A 22,648-nucleotide genomic window follows, 5' to 3' on the forward strand; every position below is an offset into this window, starting at 1 on the left:
AATAGAAGTCTCCGTTGTCATGCCGTGTCTCAACGAACAGGAAACACTCGGTGCGTGCATTAGAAAAGCACAACGAACCTTGGAGGCTCTCGGAGTTTCAGGTGAGGTAGTTGTTGCGGATAACGGTTCCACTGACGATTCTATTGGAATTGCGGAACACCTCGGGGCCCACGTCGTGCATCAACCCATCCGCGGCTATGGTGCCGCCTATCAGGCCGGCTTTGCTGCGGCACGGGGTCAGTTTATCGTCATGGGGGACTCCGACGATACTTACGACTTCACAGACCTGAAACGGTTCATTACGCCTTTACGCGAAGGGTATGATTTGGTCATAGGAAATCGGTTCAAAGGCGATATCATGCCGGGAGCAATGCCTTGGGCGCGTCGTTATATCGGTAACCCTATCCTATCCGGCATTCTGCGTTGGCTTTTCGGCACCGCCATCTCCGATTCGCACTGCGGGATGCGGTCATTCACTGCGGAGGCATACAAACGCATGGTATTGAAAACAACAGGTATGGAATTCGCGTCTGAAATGGTTGTTAAGGCATTAGCCGTGAATCTGAACATCCTTGAAATTCCTATCACCTACTATCCACGTGCTGGTGAGTCAAAACTCAACGCTGTAAGGGATGCAGTGCGCCACCTCCGTTTTATGCTGAAGTATAAAATATCCGACAAGATTTAATCAGCATTTACGCAAATAAACCCCTAAATCCCCTTATCATGGGGACTTTAAGGTAGAATGCGTAAGTCAAGACTACTCTAAATCTGTGAGTGCTGTCAGATGCCAATTCGGATCTTCTAACGCCTCGTAAACGACACCACCCTCTACCTTATCAGGCATCGGAATTCCAAGCAGATAGCAGAGCGTCGGTGCGACATCTACGACGCGAACCTGCCGCTCCAATGCAATGCCTTGCCGAACCCCAGCCCCCGATAAAATAAATGTAGAGTGCTGTCCGCCGATACCGAAACTCACTGAAGGCAACTGCTTACCGTGCGCGCCATCAAATTCAGGACGCAGCGCATAGACCACATCACCGACTAATTCTCCCTGTAGGTTAAACATCTCAGCATCTGCACGCGTGACGGCTAAAGTGAACGGATGCCGTCCGGTTTTCTCATCTTTGTAAGTATGCAATGCTGCGATAAGTTCGCGTTGTGTTGCTTCATAGGCCTCGGGAGCGACGATGCCACCGGGTTCACGTCCGGCTAAGTTGATGAAGATATGCACCAAACCGACGTTGACAGCCCGTGTTTTTGTCCAATCTATCTCACCGTTTGTATCTTTGACAATAAACCCTGTCTCTTCCAAGACCGATTCAATATCCACGGCACGGAATTGGTTCGGGGTCCCGCCGTGGTCGGCACAGACGAGGACAACTGTATCGTCATCGGCACATTCTACGACACGTCCAATCATCCGATCAACAGATTCATAAGTGCGTCGTAACCCCTCACGGCACCGATGGATTGTTTCCGGTGGTGCGCCGCTAATTTCATCCGCTTGACTGAGGAAGAAATGGCTGGCGTAGTCCGGCGCGTGGCTCTCCACCATCAGGACATCCCAATCGTTGTTTGCTGCGAGATGCGTCGCGACATCCGCAAGACGTTGGTGGTGGTAATCCAAGACTTCAAAATAGGTGTCGTCGTCCATTTGGCCGAGTGCGTCGCGAGCCGGGTTTTGCAGGAACGAACCGATTTCCGTATCAATCGTGGTGGCGACTGTATCGGGGACGGTATATCCGACTCTCGGCCAGATTTGTGGCACAAAGAGTTCAAAAGCATCAGCTGTCGATGTGAGCGTCACAAGTTTCATTCGGACGTAACCCTCTGCCTTGTTACCGTCAATTTCAAAACTATCTAACCACCAGTCGCTCCATTCGCCGACACCGAGATCGGCAACAGCATCGTCCCCAGAACGACTTCGGCAGATTCGTATCCGATCATAACCGTCATTACCAGAAGCGTAAATCAGCCCATAAAACGGTTTTGGAACCCGTGTTTCGTCAGATGCTTCGCCTTGGGAATAGACCGATGGCATCACATCTTCTCTACCGCGCGCCAAAGGTCGGATAGTGAGTTCGACTGCTTGCACCGGTTCAGCAGAATCCGGCAAGGCACTCCATTCTTCATTATCAACGGGGTCAATAGTAACAGGATCAATATGTCGAACTTTCTGTAATGCACTCGGATCGAGTGTCTCTGGGTCGCGCTGTCCGCCAATAGGACGCGGTGCCCATTTTCCTGCCACAAAGAGATGATACCCTGCAATCTGATGATGGTTGGAGACGCCAGGGCCTGTTCCTTCCACTTGGATACCAGTTTTAACAGTAGGGGGCCAAGACATTTCCCATTTCACTAAAATCGGTTTTCCGCCCGCACGTTCTACGAGATTCCATAAGTATTCGGATTGGCACAACCCAGTGTTGATACCCCACACTGTTTCGTCAAGTTGTTTCCCGACGGCCCGAATATTAAAGTCCATCACCTGATGTGTACCGGGCCATGAACCTGTCGAGAGTGCTGTCCATCCGGGGGGTGTCAATGTCGGGAATACGCCGATCATGGGACGGTAAACTCCTGTCTGGAGCAGCTTCGCCATGTTCGGGGCATGTCCCCAGTCAATCATATTCTTAACCAGTTCCATACTTGCCCCATCCATGCCGACGATGATTGCCCGTTTTGCGGGGGCACGTTGTGTGCGCTTAGTTTGCATAAAGTTTCCTCTTGGTATTGGCTATCAGCCATTGAAACGGTCAACTTTCAATATGAGGGTTCTGAGTCCATTAGATTTCTCTGCTACTGACTGCTCTTTTTATGGAATGCGTTCGATGTAGATGTCTTCATCTGAACCGCGGGCATCACCCCAGACGACAATTGCAGCATTAAGACTTGCAGCGATGGCTTTCGGCGTAATTTGTGCTTTCGGTGCACTACAGACAGGAATACCGTTAATTTCCCACAGAGGCTTCCCATCAGCATCAAGCCGTTGTGCGTAGATCGCATCCTCGGTTGAATCCCCGAAATCTTCTCGATAATCGAGCCAATAGACAATCGCTCCGGCTTCGTCCGTAGGAACGAGTTGTGGCAGACGTTGAACGCCTGCCTCGGTACAAACAGGGGTGCCATCCTTTTGGAACTGTGAATTTTCGTCGTGCCACAACGCATTACCGTTTGCGTTAATACGTTGTGCATAGATATCCGCGAAAACGTCTCGTTCATCCCACCACGCCACGATAAAACCACCGCTGCCATCGGGGATACAGTCAGGTTGTTGCTGATTGACCCGCAGTTCGCAGACAGGGATGCCGTCCTTTTCCCACAAAGCATCTCCTTTGGCAGTTATGTGCTGAGCATATAACTGCGCACTCGTATAAAAGTTCGGATCGTTCCGGTAATCTGACCAAACGAAGAATACACCGCCTTTTTCATCGCTCACCGCAACCGGCGCGCCTTGGTTACCTGTCGCGACACAGACTGGAATGGGAGTGCCTTCTGCACTATCAACCGGATTCCAAAGAGGTTTCCCTTCAGCAGACAGGCGTTGCGCGAAAATATTCCAATCGGGCGTGCTGATGTCCCACCATGCGAAGATAGCACCGCCCTCTCCATCTGCGATCAGAACCGGATCATACTGGTCGCCATCGCCACTATAGACTGGCACACCATTCGCTTCCCATAAGGGTTTCCCCGTACTATCAATCCTCTGGGCATAGATATCTTGGTTTCCGTTTCGCCAATCCTCCCATACGACAATAACGCCGCCTTTTTCATCTGCAATAGCGTTCAAATCGTCTTGCAACGTTGGATGTGTACAAACAGGAACACCCTCGGCGTGCCATAGTTTATTACCGTTTGCATCGATGCGTTGGGCATAACTATCTTGATTACCGTGCCGCGTATCTCCCCAAACGAGGATCGCGCCGCCCATCGTGTCGCTGGCAATCAGGGGCCAGCTTTGCGATGAAGGTAGATCGCAGATCGGGATCCCGTTCTCGTTCCAGTGCATATCGCCTGTTGCACTGACGCGCTGTGCGAAGATATCGCGATTCGCGTGTCTTGCATCGCTCCACGCGACGATAGCACCGCCTTGCCCATCAGCAATGAGAACAGGAAAGCGTTGTTCATTTTCTGCTGTGCATAATGGAAGGTTTTGTGTCGCTGAAGATGACCATTCTGCCCTTGATACGTCTATTACAATAAGCACAGAAAGGATTGTGAGCGCGAGGCATATCCGGGATTGCAGAGAAGGACCGTCGGTTAAAATGACATTGGAACGCCGCACGCGCATTCCAACTTTACCACCAGCATCCCGTATACGCTGAAGAAGGTAGTTCATCATGTAGGCGCGAGCTTATGCTCGCTGCAATGCTTTAGGAAATAAGTAGTTCGTCCCCTATGGGGAAGAACTGGTCTGCGATTTGTTGTAAATCCATGGAGGTATTGTGTTCAAAAGCGACGACCTCCACCCGTTTATTTTGTTGTTTGATGAGTTCGGCGAGCGGACAGAAATCACCGTCTCCACTTGCCAAAATGACGACATCCAATGAACCGAGCATTGAGACGACATCCACAGCAATTCCGACATCCCAGTCCCCCTTTGCAGACCCGTCTCCGCGCAAGCGTAAATCCTTACTCTTAATCGTGTAGCCGTTGTGTTCAAGGAGTGACAGGAAACTGGATTGATTGATTTCTGGGATCTGGACGACATAAGCGTACGCTACCATCAAGTACCGCGGTCCGACGATCAGATCGAGAAGTTTGATGTAATCGACTCTCCTTCCAAATCGGTCTTTGGCAGCGTAAAACATATTTTGGACGTCCACAAAAACGCCGACGCGCGGTTGTTCTGGTGTTATACCGTAGTGAGCGTCTCCATCGTTGATCTGTTGGGTGTCCAGATAAGTTAGCGTTTGGCGAATCTGGTTTAGGGCACCACGCGCGGCTTGATGGCAACTTTCCAAGGTATCGAAATGGCTGTCTAAACTCGTCTGAAAATCTTCAAGCCCTTGGTGCCCTCTGTAAATCGCCTCCTCAACTAATTTGAGGTCAGTGGTGAAGGTTTCTTTGGCTGACTTAATCTGTTCATATTCTCTCAACTGGTCTGCCAACCGTTCTTTTTCTGCGAGAAGGACTTCGCGTTCATTAGCGAGTTGTTGTAACGCCGCAGTGTCTTCCGTATATCGCGTGACCCGTTCACGGAGGACACTATTTTCTTGTTCAAGTTCTTTCAAGCGTTTCTCATTTTCGTGTTGGGTTTCCGTTTTGGTTTTCAGCCCTTTATTTTCCTCTAAGAGAAAAGCACGCTGTTGGTCCAACCGGCTGTGTTTCTTTTCAAGCGAGAGGTAGTCCGCTTTTGCGCCTGCTAATTGTTGTTCAAGTTGCTCAATTTCTTGGACCGGACGTCCCGATTGTTGATCTTCGGCTTCTAAATTGTCGGCAGCCTCAACCCTAATTTCTTCCAGCTGCTCGTTACTTATGGGCGGTTCGTACCCGTTTGTGTATGCTACGTTTATAGATTCGTAGGTTGTATTAAGAAGTTTATAACCGTGTTCGACGACTGCAGTACGCTGATCAGTGAGGAGTGCCCAGACGACTTCGCCGAAGTCGCCTGCTTCAATGAGAACATCAGACGTTTTGAAAAACGTTTCGATTTCGGATACTTCCATATAGCCAATTCGTGAAATTGCGGCTTGCGCCTTCTCGCTGAGGAACTGGCTGGCTAATGCTTCGATTGAGACATCCCCGTTGTTTATTCCAGGTTTCGGGGTGTGAGCGTCACTATTTTCAACAGTAGGTTCCGGGCTGCCAACTACACCCAAAAACGCATCGGTTAGATTTACCAATAATTCTCGCCTTGATAAGGCATAGAGCTTATCCACATCAGGAACGATGCCAGTAGAGGCACTCAGCTGGAAAATCTCTCTTTCGTCTAAAAGCAAGTCCAGAAACCAAGTGAGCTGGTCCCGATGTATCTGCAATTTTAAATTTCGGTATGACATTATTATGCTCCGAAGAATATGATAAGAATTAAATTTTAATAATTTTCTCCTGTCCCTTCTGCACGCCGTGTGTCGCGTTGCGCGTATCAACAATTAATTGGGCATGTTCAACGAGCCAATTGTAGTCTATAGCACCGTGATCTGTCAGAATTACAACGCAATCGGCACTTTGAACCAAATTGGCTGTCAGGGGTTCTGAATGATAGGTTTCTCTGCTATTGAGAGACAGATTTTCTACATACGGGTCATGATATACAAATTCTGCTTTTTTGTCAAGAATTAAACGAATTACCTCAAGCGCAGGCGATTCACGTGTATCGCCGATGTCCTTTTTATAGGCAACCCCTAAAATTAATAGTTTTGATCCATTAAGCGGTTTACGCTGGAGATTCAAGGCGTGGCTTATTTTCTCTACCACGTATTTCGGCATTTCGCTGTTGATTTCGCTGGCAAGTTCAATGAACCGAGCATGATATTGATACTTCTGTGCCTTCCAAGAAAGGTAATGCGGATCGACGGGGATACAGTGCCCCCCGAGTCCGGGACCTGGATAGAAAGGCATAAATCCGAACGGTTTCGTAGCAGCGGCATCAACGATCTCCCATACATCCAAATCCATCCGGTCGCAAATCAGGGCGACCTCGTTGATTAACCCGATATTGACGCTCCGAAACGTGTTTTCCAGCAACTTCACCATCTCAGCTGTCCGAGATGAAGAGACCGTATGTGTTTTATTGATAAATTGGGAATAAAAAGTTTGGGCAACTTGCGTACAGCACTGTGTAACCCCTCCGATAATCTTAGGGGTATTTGTCATGTAGTAGGTACTGTTTCCAGGCTCAATGCGTTCTGGGGAGAAAGCGAGATAGAAATCGCGCCCTACTTCTGGGGTTTGAGTGGATGCGTTCTTGTTGAAATGGGTGGTGAGCATTGGTAGCACAAATTCTTCGGTTGTGCCGGGGTAGGTGGTACTCTCAAGGACAATCAACTGTTCAGAATGGAGATACTGAGCGACCTGTTCCACTGCAGCAAGAATAAACTGCATATCAGGTGTCCGGTTTTCACGTAGAGGCGTCGGTACGCAGATGTTGACTGTGTCCAATTCCTGAAGCGCACTGAAGTCTGTCGTTACCTGAATCTGTCGAGACGTAATCAAGGGCGCGAGGGCTGTATTGGCGACATCGGGTACATCTGATATACCCTGCTTCAACCGTTCAATTTTTTCCGTACAAATATCAATACCTGTAACTCGGAAGCCCGCACTCGCAATCGCAACCATAAGGGGTAGCCCAACATAGCCAAGCCCGATGACACCCGCGTGAGCAGTCCGGGTTTCTATTTTTTCAAGTATCATTTTTTAGTAGCCAGCGCGTCGCTGTATAGAGGTCAGCGAAAATTTTTCCGGGGCGGTGTCGGTTTTTATCAACCCACCTACAAGGTTTGGTATTAATGTAGTGGTAATAACTCTCCTGTCCAAGTCCCGTTAAAACGAGCAATGTTTTGGTTCCAACACACCGTCCCGCCTGAATATCTGTTGTTGAATCGCCAATTAGATATGCACTTGATAGTTCAATATTATGCTCACGTACTGCGCGTATTAACATACCGGGTTTTGGCTTTCGACACTCGCATCCTGCCTTGGGATGGTGTGGACAGTAATAAACCGCATCAATTCTACCCCCTGTTTCCGCAATTTTGGAAACCATTCGGGAGTGGATATCCTTCAAATCCTCTTCCGAGAACAGTCCTCTCCCAATCCCTGCTTGATTGGTTACGACAATGATACGATAACCACTTTGCGTCAGTTCTCGAATCGCTTTCCGTGAGTTTGGAATGAAAGAGAATTCTGACCATCTTCGGACATAGCCCATGTTCGGTGGATTTCGGTTGATAACGCCATCTCGATCCAGGAAGACTGTTTTCATTGCGAAGCCTCCGTGCATTCCTGAGATAGACGTTCTGTTCCTATAGCGTTCAGCAGCTCCTTTGGCGTAACGGTCGCACACCCCATTTTTTCAACGGCAATCCCACCAGCGAGGCTCGACAATACCGCGGCACTGTGAAAATCGGCGTTTGCAGCCAGGGCAAGTGTGAAAACTGCAACGGCAGTGTCACCCGCACCTGTCACATCTGTTACAATGCTTGAGCGCGATGGTAGGTGTTCTACTCGCAGGCTGCCATCAGACTTACGTTCAAACAGCGACATGCCTTTCGCCTCGCGTGTGATTAACAATGCTTTGAGTGATAACTGGTTTATAATTTCTTCACCGACCCTGAGAAGCTGCTCGATATCCGTGACCGCAGCGTTCACTGCGGATCCAGCCTCTTTGTGATTTGGCGTAACAGCGGTTACGCCTTTATAATGCCAGAAGTTATCTCGTTTCGGATCGACAATAATCGGTATATCGTAAGGCCGGGCATGTTTCATGACATCCCTAATGAGTTGCGCGTTGATCACGCCTTTGTCGTAATCAGCAAAGATGATCGCATCACTCGCTGGCAGCTGAGAAACCACACTGTTCAATAGATGCTCCTGCATACCTATAGAGACTTCCTGTTTGGATTCTCTATCAATGCGGAGTAGATGATGTCCTGAATCACGCTCGTGTCCGGCAAAAGTGGTGGTATCAGCACGTGCAATCACACGTGTTTTGGTGCTTGTGGGTCGCCCGGAATCTATACTGATCCCAGTGGTGGCAAGATTCATTTCGGTTAGCATCTGGACTAACTTTTCGCCTTCCGTATCCTTCCCGATGACCCCGACCAGGATCGCGTCGCCACCCAAGCTGACGACATTCTGTGCGACATTTGCCGCGCCTCCGCATCCGGTCTTTTCTGCCTCGATTTCAAATACGGGTACAGGGGCTTCAGGCGAAATTCGGTTTACATCCCCCCAGATATACGCGTCCACGATGATATCACCGATAATCATTACCCGTTTGCCTTGGAGTTGTGCAAAAATAGTTTTTAAGTTCACAACACTATATTAGCATAAATCCATAGGTTAAAGCAACAACCATTATTTTTTGAAGGGAAACAAAACGATTTACAACGAACCTAATATAACGTGGGTCCGGCTTAAGCATGTAGATTCGGTTGAACCGAAATTTACTGAGAATTGCACAGAGCAGACGACTTTCAAACCTCCAGGAACTTGAAATCGTCAAAACACGAGTGAAGTCCAACGTGTCCTCTAAGGAGGTGTTATGGCAGTGAAAACGAACGTTAAAATAATCATCGGTATCGTTGGTGTCCTTGCGGTCGGATTCATTGGATTTCAAGTGCTAAAGCCCCAATCGCCTGATATAGAAGAGGCGCGACTGGTAATCAAAGTCGTTAAACCAGAGGACAGACAAATCACTATGCCTCCGTTTGTTGCGCACACTTCTGAAACAGGAACGAAAACACACCAAGACGATGCAAACATCAAACCTCCTGAGATAGGAACGCTACCTGTACCAGAAAAGGTGCCTACGGCTCAGAGCGGCGATGCTGAAATTAGGGAATTTCAAGCATGGCTTTCTTCAGTCCTTGAGCAGGAAGCTGAGGATCCTGTTGCGGAAACAGAACAACTGGATCTCAATGCTGAAGATGATGAAATTGATTACGATTTAGAGATATCTGCAATCAAATCCGTTATCCATGATCAGTGGAGGAATAGTCTCGAAGCTTACGATATTCAAGGATATATGTCCGCGATATGGGAAGACAACTTCTTTTATGCCAGTGACATGGGCACCCCCGATAATCCAGATGATGATATGATATTTCGCGGTGGGCAACAGGAGCGCGAAGGGACGTTGAAAATGTTCGATGTAACTCAGAATATCGAACTGAACCTCTATAAGAATGGAGATATCGAATTCTTGAGCGACACCCTTGCTATGGCTGACTACGATTACGATCTCAGACTTGGCTTAGCACATGAGGGTCAATCCAATCCTTCAGGACGTATGGTTTTTATTTTGGAACTTCGTGAAAATGGGGAATGGCGCATTCTTGAATGGTATGACTATGCAACGCCGGATCCGTAAAATCCGCTACGGCTGCAATCGGTTTACAAGCAGATACTCGGTCGAGTCCCGAACGGTACCCGACAGATGAAAGTGGTTTTCACTTGCGTTATTGGCAAATATCTGTTAAAATATTTCAGCAATCTGAAGAAATGCCGAAGAACTCAAGGTTGGAAATCAACAAAGAAACCAAATCTTCTGAAAAGGTTAATAGTGATTTTTCATGAACATATTTTCTCCACGCCGACAATTCTTTAAAGGCATACGCTGTAATCCAAAACTTCCCATTAAAATATCTCTAATATCTCTACTCACTTTGGTATACCTCAGTTTTTCTGTCCTCACTTTCGCCGCAGACACTGCTGCCGAAAATCCGCCGGTTGGTGCGGAAGTTCCCTTGAAAGTCGCAAAGGCACCGGAATTGTCTACATATAAGTTGGAAGTGGGCGATAGTTTTGTTGTCACTGTTGATGGATATCCTGAATATAGCAAAGATCGCATTCCAGTGCCGGTTCAACAAGATGGCTATGTCTCTTATCCGCTTATCGGACTCATCAAGGTCACCGGTCTCACGGTTTCTGAACTGCAGTCAAAGATGCAGTCCGCTTTTTCAAAACACCTCCCGACAGCCCGTGTGTTTGTAACGCTCATGCAACCGAAACGAACGATTCTTGTATTCGGTGCGATTGAACCGCGAGCGCGTGGCAATTTACACGTTTTTGAAATTGGACAGGTTTATCTTCTTCAAGCACTTGCCTCCGCCTCCATCAACTATGAACGTGCGGATCTCACGGATATTTCTATCTGGCGCGATGGACAATTGTTCAAAAGAATTGATTATATTGATCTCATCAACACGGGGGGCCCCGATGTTCTCTTGAAAAATTATGATACTATATTCGTTCCTTCTGTTTTTCAACAGCGACCCGTGCGTGTTATAGGCGCGGTTGTTGCCCCCGGTGCTTATCCGATAACCGAACCGCAAGTGCCAGCGACACAAGCGTTGAAACTTGCCGGTGGGTCGAGAACAGATTTCGCGGATTTGCACAAATCGGAAATTATCACGAGCGAAGAACGGACTGTAGTCAATCTCGCTGCGGAAGAGGTTGATGCTATGTTAGGACCAGGCGATACATTGTATGTGCCGTTGGCGGAAGCAAAAATAAGCGTTACAGGTGCAGTCGAAAAGCCGGGACAATACGTGATTACCGAACCTGTTCTTTTGGGACAAGCCATTGCGATGGCAGGCGGTTTCAACGAGGAAAGGGCAAATCCGAAAAAATGTCTCCTGACGCGTGCTGATGGAACAGAGACAGAATTGGATTTCGATCAGGTCCACTCAGAAGTTTATTTGAACCCGAAAGATCAACTCCGTGTCCGTGAACGGACGCGTTTAGATTGGCGGGTGATTACCTTCGCAACATCGTTTGTGAACCTACTTGTCACCGTCCTCATCAGATACAACTAATTGCGGATATACACCTGGGAGATACACCTATTAAGGCAGTAAGGAAATAGAACGAGGTTACAGATGCCAGAGACAGTTGATAGGCACCTTGAAGAAGTTAGAGAAATTCGATTGTTAGACTATTTTTGGATACTCTTTCGGAATAAGTGGAGTGTCCTTCTCATTTTTTTACTTTCCGTTTTCGTGGCGTTTCTCATAACGGATCTGACGCCACCGGTTTTTCAATCCGAAACCACGATTCGTGTTTTAGATGGTCAATCCGCTTCCTCTCTACTCTCACAGTTACCGATATCCGGGTTAATTGGGGGGACATCCGTAAGTGCTTTCGCCGCGCAGCTACAGTCCCGGGACCTTGTGATTACACCGGCAGTACGTCAACTCAGAGATGAGGGACTTCTTGACCCACTGCCCGTTCATCGCGGGCGGATTGCCGTCTGGCTTGCAGATGTGTTAAATATTGCCCTCAATCAAGATGCTACAGAGCAGGGAGAACTCACAGATACCGAGTGGGAAGATTTCTTCATCAAAACCCTTATTGACGAGCAGTTAAAGGTTGAAGAATCACCGGATGGAAAAGTGATTACGATTACTGTGCAGCAGCGGGGTGCACGGGCTGTGCAGCAGCGCGTATCGGAACGGGCACAGCATCTGGCCAATAGGATCGCTGCTGTATTTCAGACCGTCGTTGAAGCCGAAACGGTTGAGAGAATGGAGTGGTGGCAGAAACCTCTTCCCCAAGAGATGCTGAATCAAACACAAAAAAATCTCGCAAATGCCGAAAAAGAACTCTTTGCCTTTCAGGAAAAGCACCCGAAACTTACCTTAAATGCAGAAGGTGGAACGCAAGCACAGATCATTCTCGCACTCCAAGTCAGGGAAAATGAATTGATCAACCAATTGGTGGGTGCTGAATTGAGACGCGCTACCTATCGTGAAGAATTGGAAGGTCTATCAGAAGAACTCATATCGGAAACTATTGCACGAAATCCGTCACACTCCAAACTCCAAGATAATTTAAACCAATACGAAATCGATAAGGCGGAGCTTCTTGGCAAGTATGATGAAACGCATCCTGAAGTGACTGCTATTGATAAGAAGATTGCAGAAACGGAGGCACGTCTTGCTAAAGAGGAGAAAGAGATAAAAAGTACGACATCTTCCTATAATCCGCTCCACCAAGTACTCACAGAAAAAGTCAATGAGGCAGAGGCAGCCGCTATTAGTTTTAAGAAGCAAAAGGATGAAGTTACTGCCCAAATTAACGCACACTTTGCTGAACTCCGTGAATGGTCTCCTGACCAATTAGAATTCTATCGCCTCAAGCGAGACGTTGAGATTTACAACGCGCAGGTCATTGCTTTAGAAACGAAAATGCGAGAGGCAGAGATTTTTGCCCAAGCGCGCTCGGAGAGTATCAAGGTGATGGACAAAGCACGCGCCCCTGAAGAGCCCTTGAAACCACGGCTAAAATTGAATCTCGTTTTGGGAGCTTTTGTCGGCATGCTCCTCGGCGTGACGTTCGCTGTCGCCAAAAATTATTTTAAAGATACCTATCTCCGCTTAGAGGAAGCTGTCCGACAATTGGATGCACTCCCTGAATCTCCGAGTTTCCTTGGTGTACTCCCGTCTATCAAAAGGCGGAGCTCCTATCGGCTTCCGCTGATGGTTCACGACGCGCCCACTTCAAGGACTGCTGAGGCGTTTCGTGTGCTACAAACTAAACTGCCGTTCCTGAACCCGGGTGCCTCTGTGAAAACGATTCTCGTCACAAGCGCGACTCGCGGCGAGGGCAAAAGTACGATCTCATCGAATCTTGCCGTTACACTTGCACAGAGAGGCAATAGGGTTTTGCTAATAGATGCCGATATGCGGAGACCTTCGCAACACAATACCTTTCCGAGAGAACAACTCCTTCAAGTAGAGGGCGCGTCTGATACAACTGCGTCTGAATTGCCTGTACCTCACACTGACCCACGCAAACCCGGATTAAGTGAAGCCCTCATCCATCTAAACTCAGAAAACGGGTATGATGTCCTGCGTGCGACAGTCAAGCAGACCGGCATTCCTGATTTATTCTTAGTCCCAAGCGGAACTGTACCGCCGAATCCGATTGAACTTCTCAACTCAGAGATGATGACGGAATGGTTGGAACTCGCAAAAACCGAGTATGATGTTATTGTAATTGACTCACCCCCTGTCCGTGCTGTCGCCGATCCGATGATTTTGGCAAACATTGTTGATGCGATTGTTTACGTCTTTGACATCACGAAAACCCGACGGTTTGACATTCTCACAGGGATACGGCATTTGACAGAAGCCTTTCCTACTAAGGGGATCGGTGTGCTTTGTAATATGATCAATCCGAAACACGCCAAATCTTACGGCTACTACAGTCGCCACGGTAGTTACTATGGGCTTGTGGATGAAGACAGCGAAACAGAATAATATATAGGACTTACGCATTTCCTCTTAAAGTTCCCTGATAAGGCGGATTTAGGGGGTTAGCTCACTAAAAATTACCTCTTTTTGGGTGACTATACTGCTTCTTTGTGTAATTTTGCGTCCGCTTTGGCTTCTAATACTTTTTTCAAATTGGCGTTATGTAAATGAGGGTGTTTCATAAATGGTTATTTTTCATCGAAAACAGGTTTTATAGTAGGTCCCGAAAATAAGTTTACATTTCCTGAGATTTATGTTACCGTTTACGATTATGACACATTCAACAGATTTACGCAAACGCGTCCTTGATTTCATTGATAACGTCTGATGCCAGACGGGGCCCCGCGGCTTTGAACAGGCTTTTATCTTCATAAACGACTTCTTGCGGGAAGCCTCCACCATTGCTGATGCTCCATGTTGTGACGTATTCGCCGAAGTATGGAACCACCGAAAGAACCGACAAACACAACTATACCTGCGAGTGTAGTTTTCAATACCACCGTAACGGTGTAGGTAAAGTATCTCGAGCATCTCTGTGTCCGTGTAGTAGGGGTCTCGCGCTGCCTTTAGGTTTGTATACAGAGACCTCTGTTGACCATGTTTAAACCACGGGAATGTTCCTACGAGAAATAAAGAACCCACTGATTCAACTGTGTGAGTATGTCAATGATAGTAAAATTTGATAGATAATTTTCCATAAGTGCACCTACAAAAAATAAGGGAAAATACATGCGTAATACAATTACATACAGACATTGGCAACCCGGCGACGATGACGCAGTTTTGGAACTGTTGTTACCCACTGAACAATGTAGTGAAGACTATTATCGAAAGAAGTTTGAAAGTTCATGGTGTGAACCTGAAGGCGTACAGTTGGCTTTTGCAAATGACAGAGTTGTTGGACATGTATTTGGCACATGGACTTTACTTTTTTTAGAGGACAAGGCTCAAGATTTTGGATACGTGACACTTGTATACGTTGATCCAGACATGCGTCGTCAAGGTATTGCAACCCGTCTGATGCAAGAACTGAATGCGTACTATAAGAGTAGAAATTATCGCGGGGTTCTGCTTGATACAGATACAGAAGCAGCCTATCAATTATATCGGAAAATCGGCTATCAAGAGGTTACCAGAGAGTTAGAAACGCAAACCTCACCACGTCAAAATCCCTCTCGACTTATATGGACAAAGGTGACCGCTGAAGATTTCGATATTCTACATCAGATCAAAAACAAATGGGCAAGTCAGAATTTTCCTGTTTTTTGGAATCCCCAGCATCCAGAAGTGCATCTGTCTAATATGAAGCAGTACCGTGTTGTGCGTCGCGAATATAACATCGTTGGCTATGCGAAATGGGATGAGCCTTCAAAGCATCTTCCACACGGATTAATTCGGGACCCGGTGGTTCCAGATGAAGACCCGGTGGAGGTAATTACATCTTTACAGGTGGCTTTTCCTGCACCGCGTCCATGGCAAACAGCCGTGGGAAGCAGATATGAAAATCCGCTCCGTTCCCTCGGTTACACGCTCAAACCGACAGGATGGGTAGAGATGATATTGTCCTTTGACCTCCAAATAGATTGGTCCAGACTTGCGCGAACACGACCTTTTTGGTAGTTAAATACATTGAATCTCTAAAACAGAGGGGATTGGCATGAAAGACGAACCAATATCATCCGTTCAACACAGGCAACATAGGAATTAAGACCAGAGCCGACGGCAAAGCTGGTCGAGAAGTCGTTTGTCGAGAACATTATCCGTAATCGTAGGCGGGCGTTGCAGAAGTTTGACGAATGGCTCCAGGGGCGACAGATCACAGACAGGCTGCTCGCTGAATATATCACAGACCTGTTCGACCAGGGCAAAGCTCCAAGAACAATAAGCATTGTGGGATCCGCTGTAAAACGTCCTTCAAGCTCACCTACTGCCCGTATAGAATAATCAGGACTTAGGTATTTCCTCTTAAAGTCTCCTGATAAAGGGAATTTAGGGAGTTTAAAACCTACGACTTCATCTTCCCCAAACTTGCAGGCGGACGCGATGTCCCTACAAACCCGATGAGCACGACCATTGTTAAAATATAGGGCAGACTATGCAGCAGTTGGCCCGGAATGTTCCATCGGTTTGCGAGTTCTAAGGCAGTGGCGAATCCAAAAAGGAAGCATGCCGAGACACCGCTTAACGGTCGCCAGTTCCCGAAGATAACGGCTGCAAGCGCAAGGTAACCCCGTCCGGCCGTCATCCCTTTTGTGAAGTAATGGACTTCGGATGCCAGAAAACATCCACCCGTTCCTGCTAAGAGTCCACTTAACAGTATCCCAAGATATTGCCATTTTGCGCGGCTTAGACTCAGTGCCGCAAGTGCTTCCGTCGATTCGCCTGCCGCCCGCAATCGCAAACCCCACGGTGTTTTAAACAGAAGAATATGGCTTGCCACCATCAATACTGGTAGTAAATAGACTATGAAACTATATGAACCAATAAGTGGCAGCTGCCAGTGCGGAAGTCCACCTACCTGTTTAGAAGCAGGTAAAAGATATTCTGTAATCCCTAACGCCAAAATGTTAATACCTATTCCGGTGACAACCTGCTCCGCGTGAAATGTAACCGTTGCGATAGCATGTACCAAAGAGAGTGCCACGCCAAAACCTATACCGATAAGCAATCCAACCCACGTCGATCCAAAACCCTGCGTTCCAACAACGTAACCAAAAGCTCCAATCAGCATCATCCCTTCTAAGGCGAGGTTAATGACCCCAGAGCGTTCGGAATAAATACCGCCGAGTGCAGCAAATCCCAACGGTGTCGCCATTCGCAATGTACTTGGAATCAATTCAAGAATCATTCTTTTTCCTGGATATACCTTCTATGCAAACTAACCAAATAATCAGCATACCTTGGCCCGCGAGAAATAGACCGCGCGGGATCCCCAGCAAAATGTCGATGTCCAAAGCAACTTTGTTCAATAATCCGAATAGGACAGCTGCAGCCAAGATACCAAAAGGATTATTTCTCCCTAAGAGCGCGACCGCTATGCCAGTGAACCCCCAACCCGAAGAAAAGTTATCCAAATATCGATAACGGTATCCCATCACCTCAGCAACACCGGCTAATCCGGCAACTGCACCACTGAGTGCCATTACCCATACAGTCACAGTGCGCGGGTTGATCCCGCCATAAGAGGCGACATCGCGAGCGTTTCCTACCAAACGGAGTTCGTATCCCCAACGCGTATACGTTAAGAAGATATAACAGAGCAGAACAGACCCACAGGCAATTAGGAAACTCGCGTTTAATGGGTTACTCTGCGGGAGGAATGGGACTAAAAATGCCAATCGTGGGATTCGCGCTGTTTCATGAATTTGTGGCGTCTGTGGAATCATCTGTCCGGGTTCTTGGTAGACTGAGGTGACGAGGTAGTTCATGAGGGCGAAAGCGATGAAGTTCATCATAATTGTATTGATAACTTCATGGGCACCATATCTCGCCTTTAAAAAACCGGGGACAGCCCCCCACCCGGCACCAGCAATCATCGCTGCCGCGATACAGAGCGGAATCAGTAGGAAAGCAGGTAGGTTTAAGTGCATACCTATCCACGCCGCAGCGAACGCGGCGACGTAGAGTTGCCCCTCACAACCGATATTAAACAGACCACTCCTATAGCCGATAGCAACAGCGAGTCCTGTAAAAACTAAAGGGGTCGCGTTGAATAGGACATATCCGACTTCATCAAAATTCGCGAACCCGCTGAAAAAAATAATCTTATAGAACTCCAATGCGTCTTGCCCTCGGATATGGACCACGATCCCACACGAGAGAAAAAAAACAAGGATAGCGAGCAGCGGCGGTATACAACTTAGGAAAAACTTTCTGGATTGGGAGGTTCTATCTCCAACCAGCGAGACAAACAATTTTCGGATGTTCAAGAGTTCTCAGTCTCTCTGCTAAACTTGACAAAAGTTTTTAGAACATGTTATTATGTATGGTGTTATTATCTGCGACATACTTGTTAGTATAGCACAGACATCGGATTAAAACAAACCGCTGATTATTCAGAGGGTAGCGAGGAGAGCACTATGGAGAGAAACAGAAGCGAATCATCTCATCATGAGAATCCCTCAACAGATCTGCCTGCTATTTTGGGTGGAACGCCAGTCTTTGAAATAACACCTGACGCGCCCTATCCAAAACTTGACCAGTGGCAGCAAATCACTGAAGAAGAAGCACAGGTCGTTTATGAGATGACGCTTCGGAATGAACTCTCCGGTACTTCTACGACTGTTCAAGAATTTGAGAGTATCTGGTGTGAACGCCATCAAACCGAATTTGCTTTGAGTCTGACCAACGGTACGGCAGCTTTACATAGCGCAATGTTTGGACTCGGTGTTGGTCCTGGTGATGAGGTTATCTGTCCGACTTATACATGGATGGGGTCAATCACGCCAGCACTCACCTTGATGGCAACACCCGTTTTCTGCGAGGTGGATCCGAGGACATTACTTATTGACGTAGAGGATGTTCGGCAGCGTATTACGCCGCAAACCAAGGCAATCGTGGCAGTGCATCTGTGGGGTAATGTCTGCGATATGGATGCGCTCATGGCTCTTAGTGATGAAACAGGTATACCCGTCATAGAGGATTGCTCGCACGCACACGGTGCCTCTTATAAAGGTCTGCCGTGCGGAAGCATCGGACAGGTAGGGGCTTGGAGTTTGCAAGGCAACAAACCGATTAGCGGCGGCGAAGGCGGTATGCTTGCGACCAACGATGTATCAGTTTTTGAGCGGGCATGTCTGCTCGGTCAAGTTAATCGTTCTCCTAACGTCAAAGGCGAAGCAGCCGAATCACTCCAATACACCCATCTTCCACCGATGGGACTCGGCGTTAAATTTCGTGCCCATCCACTCTCGATTGGTATCGCTTCGGTACAACTGAAAAAACTTGATGAACTCAATGCAAACCGTCGCGCTTATATACAAGAAATCTCTGATGGATTACAGGATATTCCGGGCGTTTCTCCTATTGAGACTCATGAAGGGACTGAGTCAGCAGGGTTTTACGGTTTTCCTATTCACTATTATAAAGAAGATATGAATGGACTGCCTGCACCACTGTTTGCGGAAGCACTCCGAAAAGAGGGTGTTCTGGCAAATAATAATCCTTATCCACTCCTTGTTGGGGATGGTGTGCCGCTTTTTTCAGGGAGTCTACCCACTAATAGCAATCCGTATCCGCTCCTACATACTTTGCCGCTCTTTATGCAAGGACTTGATATCTACATGAACGGTCGTGGTTCTCTCTGCCCGGTTGATGCGGGTGGAACGTTTAAAGGATATACCCCATCAGATTTTCCCGTGACTGAGAAAGCTTGTTCGCAGCTTATATTTTTGCCGCTATTAACGAAGCCGGTAGCAGGTGCTGCCTCGGGAATCTTGGCTGCTATTCGTAAAGCCGCTTTACAGAGTCGTTTGATAGCTGCTGGATAAGTAAACAAAAATGTCAACAGAATTTTCAGCCCGAACTCGGGGAAATAATATTAAAATACTCAAGACTGAACCTTTGGATGTCTTGGTTATTGGCGGTGGTATTGTCGGCGCGGGTTTAATCCGCGATCTTGCCCTTAATGGAGGTATCAAAGCAGGATTAATTGAACAGGGCGATTTTGCAAGTGGAACGAGCAGTGCTACCTCGCAGCTTGTTCACGGTGGATTTCGCTACCTTAAACACGATAGAGCACTCGTTAAAATGTCGCGTAAAGAACGCGAGATCCTTCAGCGCATTGCCCCGAATCTTGTCAAACCGCTTCCTTTAGCTATTCTCTTCTACAAAGGCGATCCGTACCCATTAGCAGGCATACAAGCCGCTGCGTACTACTACAATTACCTTTCTAAAATAGACAAGACAGAGAAATCGAAAACGATTCGCGATCCTCAAAAGATTCAACACTTACTCGGCCCCATTGCCACGGATACCCTAAAAGGTTGTGTTGTTATATGGGACAGCACTACTGACGACGCGAGATTAACCCTCGCAACACTCAAAGATGCCCATCGACATGGTGCTGTTGTAACCAACTATGTCCGATTTCTCGATTTTGTCAATCAACCAGATACGACTGATAGTGGAAACCGGATATACAGAATAACTGCTGAAGATATTATCTCTCGACAACGTTTTGAAATCTCCGCGCGAAAAATTGTATCAGCGACGGGGCCTTGGAGCGACTCTGTGTGGTGCAAGGACCCAAGTTACGACGGAATGCCGCGCCTGATAATGAAAAATGCGCAAGGCACTCATATCGTTTTACCACGGTGTGGAAGAGAACATGCATCGGAAGCGTACGGTTTAGTAATCTCTACACAGTCAGAAAGACAACAGGGTGGCAAATCCCGCGGCATTTTTATTTTACCCGGTCCTCACAATACCTCTATCGTGGGGACCACTGAAACAACTCCAGCGGAAGATTTATCATCGGTGCGGCCATCAGCTGATGAAGCGGCGTATCTACTTTCAGAAACGCAGCAAATCTTTCCAGAAAAGACGCTCAATAATGATACTATCATTGCTGCCTATGCCGGGACCCGACCACTCATAGCGGCGAACTGGTCCTCAAGCGAATTCACAAAGACGGGTTTTGTGTCAAGGGATCACTTAATCACAGAGAGTCCGAGCGGTGTAATGTATCTTTATGGTGGCAAACTTACCACACACCGCCAGATGGCAGAGGAGACAGTGGACCACCTGGCAACTTTTCTGAATGTCCCGCGCCGCTGTAAAACGGATACCGTTCCGTTGTCCAATGTGTCAGCGGAGACACCGAATGGAAACGCGAATCATGCTTCGCAGTCGAATATTGATACGGAACGCCTCATTAAACGCTATGGAGACGGATATCAGACAATTCTTAAGTTTATCAATGACGATGCAACACTTGCTGAGCCGATAACCCCGTCTCTGTCCTTCACGAAAGCTGAACTGCTTTACGCCTATTGGGGCGAGATGGCGATCACGCTGACCGACCTTCTCTGGCGACGTACGCGTATCGGTTGGACACCGGGCCAAGGGCTTGACCTTGCGCCCCAAATCGCACAATTCTTAAGTAAAAAAAACAATTGGGATCAAGCGAGAATCACGGCAGAGGTTGAGGTGTATCGTGAACACATCCGATGGCTGAACTTTTATCTTTAAGGTATAAACTATGGAAGTTTACCGCTGGGAAGACCGGAAATTTGGCAAACTTGAACCGCTGCGCTTTGGCGCAGAGCGCGACTTTGAGGACCTCCTTGAAAAGGATGCGACACTCATCCTTGGTGAACCTCTCTGTGTTATCAGTAGGCAACCCCCCCTGAGTACATCAAAGCAAAAAATTGACCTACTCGCACTTGACCGGCAGGGCAATTCCGTGATTATTGAACTTAAGCGTGGAAAACCTTCGAGGACAGCGATCACGCAAATTTTGGAGTATGCTGCTGGGGTTTCACAACTTTCTTTCATAGAATTAGAACAGCTCGCTTACCGATGGTGCCTACAGCACGGAAAAGAGTTCTCTACACTCACTGCACTGCACAGCGAATTTTTTGGATATGAACCCGGTGATATCCGCAAATCGGCGTTCAACCAACGGCAGCGATTAGTGCTTATTTCGGAGGGCGTGGACACGCGTGTTTTAGAGGTTGCTGAATATCTGCGGGCATTGGGACTCGATCTCACTTATATATCCTATTTTTCTTATCACGCGCCTGATGAAATTTTGGTCGCTACCGAGACAGTCTTAGGTGGAACAGTCGTCAAGGAAGAAGAACGGAGTTATGGCAGCACCACACAGCAATTTATGACGCTCGCGTCGTTTATTGAGACGCTACAGGTGAACGAGGAACTCCTACAAATCGCCAACGAATTTTTAGCGTATGTTGACACATGCGGGGCAACACTGCGACCGCGTATCGCGAAACTCCGGATGACCATCGGTGGATGTTGGTGGCTTGATACGTACCCTTCAAGAAGAGCCACCCATTTCAGAGTAGATGTCCACGGCGACTTTACGCCGCTGCACATCGTTGAGTGCAGAGCCAACTTGCCGAACGTGACAGTCAAGAATTTCGGTATCTCTTTCAACATCTCAACCAAAGCACATCTGGACTATGCGATTGAGATTTTTGAACGTGTTCGTAACGCTATCCTTTTCTAATGGGCATTGACCCCTGAGTTGTAGCACAAGTGGCACATACGGTGCAAACTAACAGTTTACCCTACAAGTGAAACGTTCTATCAAACTCAGGTCTTGTAGCAGCCTTCCTTATGAATTTGTCTCGACTTTACCAAAAAGTTGACGAACAAGAACACACAATTATAGTAAATCCCATAATTATTTGCACACGCGGGCGGGATCGTAGGGACTGGGGAATTTAGTCTGGGAATAGACTGGATTTAGTCTGGGGTTAGACTAAATCCGTTCCTTGTATTACATTTCCATTCCTTGTATTACATTCCCAGTCCCTACGAAGGTGTAATGTAGGGTACTACGGCGAAGTGTAAACATATTTTCGGATTCTACTATAAACCATTATAATATCTAACAGCGTTATTTTCGTCGGAAACCCGTTTTTGACCTCGGAAAAAACGGCGCGAAAACCGAATAATTAAAAAACGAAAACCTAAAAATTAAAAATATGGACTGGCTCCGTTTTGGCAATCCCGAATATCTCCATCTTCTATGG

General features: G+C 47.4%; 16 protein-coding genes and 1 pseudogene. 8 read left to right on the top strand and 9 right to left on the bottom strand.

The features are described from left to right. Position 1 precedes the first annotated feature (1 nt). Positions 2-661 (top strand): annotated as a pseudogene (locus tag OXH00_14930) (glycosyltransferase family 2 protein). A 99-nt stretch (positions 662-760) separates the two neighbouring features. Here OXH00_14930 and OXH00_14935 read toward each other — a convergent pair. From OXH00_14935 to OXH00_14960, 6 genes are all read right to left on the bottom strand, one after another. Next, positions 761-2,722, bottom strand: a complete 1,962-nt coding sequence (locus tag OXH00_14935; protein MCY3742307.1) for an alkaline phosphatase family protein — start codon at positions 2,720-2,722, stop codon at positions 761-763. A gap of 99 nt (positions 2,723-2,821) precedes the next feature. Further along, positions 2,822-4,348, bottom strand: coding sequence for a hypothetical protein (locus tag OXH00_14940; protein ID MCY3742308.1), 1,527 nt, complete (start codon positions 4,346-4,348; stop codon positions 2,822-2,824). A 31-nt stretch (positions 4,349-4,379) separates the two neighbouring features. Further along, positions 4,380-6,008 carry an NYN domain-containing protein gene (locus OXH00_14945; protein MCY3742309.1) on the bottom strand — a complete coding sequence of 543 codons (1,629 nt, stop codon included), beginning with the start codon at positions 6,006-6,008 and terminating at the stop codon, positions 4,380-4,382. 28 nt (positions 6,009-6,036) lie between these two features. Then, positions 6,037-7,362, bottom strand: coding sequence for a nucleotide sugar dehydrogenase (locus tag OXH00_14950; GenBank protein ID MCY3742310.1), 1,326 nt, complete (start codon positions 7,360-7,362; stop codon positions 6,037-6,039). Then, positions 7,352-7,933: a D-glycero-beta-D-manno-heptose 1,7-bisphosphate 7-phosphatase gene (gene gmhB / locus OXH00_14955; protein ID MCY3742311.1), complete on the bottom strand. Its 582-nt coding sequence runs from the start codon at positions 7,931-7,933 to the stop codon at positions 7,352-7,354. The genes OXH00_14950 and gmhB overlap by 11 nt, the downstream gene beginning before the upstream one ends. Continuing rightward, entirely contained in the window at positions 7,930-8,940 is a 1,011-nt protein-coding gene (locus OXH00_14960) for a PfkB family carbohydrate kinase (protein MCY3742312.1), read from the bottom strand. The genes gmhB and OXH00_14960 overlap by 4 nt, the downstream gene beginning before the upstream one ends. 274 nt (positions 8,941-9,214) lie before the next feature. On the opposite strand from OXH00_14960, the gene OXH00_14965 reads away from it, so the two are divergent. From OXH00_14965 to OXH00_14975, 3 genes are all read left to right on the top strand, one after another. Beyond that, positions 9,215-10,042: a hypothetical protein gene (locus OXH00_14965; protein ID MCY3742313.1), complete on the top strand. Its 828-nt coding sequence runs from the start codon at positions 9,215-9,217 to the stop codon at positions 10,040-10,042. A 202-nt stretch (positions 10,043-10,244) separates the two neighbouring features. Beyond that, positions 10,245-11,489, top strand: a complete 1,245-nt coding sequence (locus OXH00_14970) for a polysaccharide biosynthesis/export family protein (GenBank protein MCY3742314.1) — start codon at positions 10,245-10,247, stop codon at positions 11,487-11,489. Between the two features lie 63 nt (positions 11,490-11,552). Further along, positions 11,553-13,934: an AAA family ATPase gene (locus OXH00_14975; protein MCY3742315.1), complete on the top strand. Its 2,382-nt coding sequence runs from the start codon at positions 11,553-11,555 to the stop codon at positions 13,932-13,934. 283 nt (positions 13,935-14,217) lie between these two features. Here the strand turns inward: OXH00_14975 and OXH00_14980 are convergent, their stop codons facing one another. Continuing rightward, a complete protein-coding gene (locus OXH00_14980) occupies positions 14,218-14,391 on the bottom strand; it encodes a hypothetical protein (protein MCY3742316.1) in 174 nt (57 codons plus the stop codon). A gap of 266 nt (positions 14,392-14,657) precedes the next feature. Here OXH00_14980 and OXH00_14985 point away from each other — a divergent pair, with 266 nt between their 5' ends. Continuing rightward, positions 14,658-15,548 (top strand): GNAT family N-acetyltransferase, encoded by an 891-nt coding sequence (locus OXH00_14985; protein ID MCY3742317.1) that lies wholly within the window; start codon positions 14,658-14,660, stop codon positions 15,546-15,548. Between the two features lie 385 nt (positions 15,549-15,933). On the opposite strand, the gene OXH00_14990 is transcribed toward OXH00_14985, so the two are convergent. Together OXH00_14990 and OXH00_14995 are read right to left on the bottom strand one after the other, a co-directional pair. Beyond that, the gene (locus tag OXH00_14990) at positions 15,934-16,776 is read right to left on the bottom strand and encodes an ABC transporter permease (protein MCY3742318.1); all 843 of its coding nucleotides are present in this window, start codon (positions 16,774-16,776) and stop codon (positions 15,934-15,936) included. Then, positions 16,766-17,857 (bottom strand): ABC transporter permease, encoded by a 1,092-nt coding sequence (locus OXH00_14995; protein ID MCY3742319.1) that lies wholly within the window; start codon positions 17,855-17,857, stop codon positions 16,766-16,768. Before OXH00_14995 ends, OXH00_14990 begins: the two co-directional genes overlap by 11 nt. Before the next feature lie 150 nt (positions 17,858-18,007). On the opposite strand from OXH00_14995, the gene OXH00_15000 reads away from it, so the two are divergent. The 3 genes from OXH00_15000 to OXH00_15010 are packed head-to-tail and all read left to right on the top strand — an operon-like array spanning position 18,008 to position 22,119. Further along, positions 18,008-19,417: a DegT/DnrJ/EryC1/StrS family aminotransferase gene (locus OXH00_15000; protein MCY3742320.1), complete on the top strand. Its 1,410-nt coding sequence runs from the start codon at positions 18,008-18,010 to the stop codon at positions 19,415-19,417. A gap of 10 nt (positions 19,418-19,427) precedes the next feature. Next, complete coding sequence (locus OXH00_15005) at positions 19,428-21,119, top strand: glycerol-3-phosphate dehydrogenase/oxidase (protein MCY3742321.1); 1,692 nt, start codon at positions 19,428-19,430, stop codon at positions 21,117-21,119. Positions 21,120-21,129: 10 nt separating this feature from the next. Continuing rightward, a complete protein-coding gene (locus OXH00_15010) occupies positions 21,130-22,119 on the top strand; it encodes an endonuclease NucS (protein ID MCY3742322.1) in 990 nt (329 codons plus the stop codon). Positions 22,120-22,648: the final 529 nt, after the last annotated feature.

This window comes from Candidatus Poribacteria bacterium, from assembly GCA_026706025.1.
Classification (GTDB): domain Bacteria; phylum Poribacteria; class WGA-4E; order WGA-4E; family WGA-3G; genus WGA-3G.

Excerpts from the sequence above, each read along its gene's own strand:
- OXH00_14935 (MCY3742307.1), bottom strand. The coding sequence starts at position 2,722 with ATGCAAACTAAGCGCACACAACGTGCCCCCGCAAAACGGGCAATCATC.
- OXH00_14940 (MCY3742308.1), bottom strand. The coding sequence starts at position 4,348 with ATGATGAACTACCTTCTTCAGCGTATACGGGATGCTGGTGGTAAAGTT.
- OXH00_14945 (MCY3742309.1), bottom strand. The coding sequence starts at position 6,008 with ATGTCATACCGAAATTTAAAATTGCAGATACATCGGGACCAGCTCACT.
- OXH00_14950 (MCY3742310.1), bottom strand. The coding sequence starts at position 7,362 with ATGATACTTGAAAAAATAGAAACCCGGACTGCTCACGCGGGTGTCATC.
- gmhB (MCY3742311.1), bottom strand. The coding sequence starts at position 7,933 with ATGAAAACAGTCTTCCTGGATCGAGATGGCGTTATCAACCGAAATCCA.
- OXH00_14960 (MCY3742312.1), bottom strand. The coding sequence starts at position 8,940 with ATGATTATCGGTGATATCATCGTGGACGCGTATATCTGGGGGGATGTA.
- OXH00_14965 (MCY3742313.1), top strand. The coding sequence starts at position 9,215 with ATGGCAGTGAAAACGAACGTTAAAATAATCATCGGTATCGTTGGTGTC.
- OXH00_14970 (MCY3742314.1), top strand. The coding sequence starts at position 10,245 with ATGAACATATTTTCTCCACGCCGACAATTCTTTAAAGGCATACGCTGT.
- OXH00_14975 (MCY3742315.1), top strand. The coding sequence starts at position 11,553 with ATGCCAGAGACAGTTGATAGGCACCTTGAAGAAGTTAGAGAAATTCGA.
- OXH00_14985 (MCY3742317.1), top strand. The coding sequence starts at position 14,658 with ATGCGTAATACAATTACATACAGACATTGGCAACCCGGCGACGATGAC.
- OXH00_14990 (MCY3742318.1), bottom strand. The coding sequence starts at position 16,776 with ATGATTCTTGAATTGATTCCAAGTACATTGCGAATGGCGACACCGTTG.
- OXH00_15000 (MCY3742320.1), top strand. The coding sequence starts at position 18,008 with ATGGAGAGAAACAGAAGCGAATCATCTCATCATGAGAATCCCTCAACA.
- OXH00_15005 (MCY3742321.1), top strand. The coding sequence starts at position 19,428 with ATGTCAACAGAATTTTCAGCCCGAACTCGGGGAAATAATATTAAAATA.
- OXH00_15010 (MCY3742322.1), top strand. The coding sequence starts at position 21,130 with ATGGAAGTTTACCGCTGGGAAGACCGGAAATTTGGCAAACTTGAACCG.